This is a genomic window from Methylobacterium sp. B1 (assembly GCF_000333255.1).
Taxonomy (GTDB): domain Bacteria; phylum Pseudomonadota; class Alphaproteobacteria; order Rhizobiales; family Beijerinckiaceae; genus Methylobacterium; species Methylobacterium fujisawaense.
Window position 1 is genome coordinate 1 of sequence record NZ_BACT01001045.1, and the last position, 1,046, is coordinate 1,046.

The window sequence follows — 1,046 nt, forward strand, 5'->3', positions numbered from 1 at the left end:
CGCTTCCTAGACGTCGATCNACGCGGGTCGGCGGCCCGCCGACCGTACATGTCGCGCATGATCTCCTGGCGCGACAGCACCCGCTCGGGCTTGCGCATGAACACGCCCAGCAATCGCAATTCGGAGGGCGTCAGCCGGATCATCGTGCCACAGCAGCTCAGCTCGCCCGGCGCCGGGCCCAGGATCGGCTTCATCCTCCGCGAGACGCAGGCACTCAGATCGGGGCGTAGCCGCCACAGGATACGGCGCATCCGGGCCACCAGCTCGCGGGGACGCAAGGGAAGGTCGAGAACATCCTCCACGCCAGCCGCGAAGCAATCCAGCGTCGCTATTTCGTCTCTGTCCGGGATCAGCGCCAGCACGGGTAGCGGAAAGCCATCGCCACGCTGCTGCAAGGCGCGATTTTGCGCGATCGCCTCCGACCCGGCCCGGTCGGTTTCCACGACCATGAGGTCCGGCATCGCGCTCGATGGCCAGTCCCGATTGGCACCGGACGCCATTTCCTCCGCCTCGAAGCCTTCGCCCTGGAGCAGGAGGAACAGGAGGCAAGCAAGGTGCGGGTCGTTCGCAACGATTCCGATGCGTGGGCGGCTCGTCTCCGAGGCATGGATCGGAGGGTGGAAGGATCGGCTTTCCGTCCCATACCGATGTTGTCCGGTGGAGAGCGCGGCCATGACGGACATCACCGCGCGTTCCGTTGGTGGGGAACCGGGCTCATGACGTAAAAGCACCGCAAGACCGACCGACGCTTCCCACGCGGTCCTCGACCTTAAAGGCATGGACGCTGCGCGGCTGGACCTGGGTTTTGCTCATGCCCACCGCCTCAGCCGAAGCGACCGGTCACGTAGGAACGGGTGCGTTCGTCCTTGGGGTTGAGGAAGACCTGCTCGTGGTCACCGACCTCCACGAGGTTGCCGTCGAGCATGAAGGCCGTGCGATTGGCGATGCGCGCGGCCTGTTGCAGATTGTGCGTGACGATCACGAAGGTGAACTTGTCGCACTGTTCGAGGAGCAGCTCCTCAATCTTGGCGGTCGACATCGGATCG

Annotated in this window: 1 protein-coding gene and 1 pseudogene; both read right to left on the reverse strand. The window is 65.0% G+C overall.

Annotated features, from left to right (window positions below):
• On the reverse strand, positions 1-674 hold a 674-nt coding region (locus tag I53_RS29150; RefSeq protein WP_187294431.1), incomplete at its 3' end, for a winged helix-turn-helix domain-containing protein.
• A 149-nt stretch (positions 675-823) separates the two neighbouring features.
• Positions 824-1,046: pseudogene (locus tag I53_RS34390) on the reverse strand (phosphate ABC transporter ATP-binding protein); the annotation flags it as partial.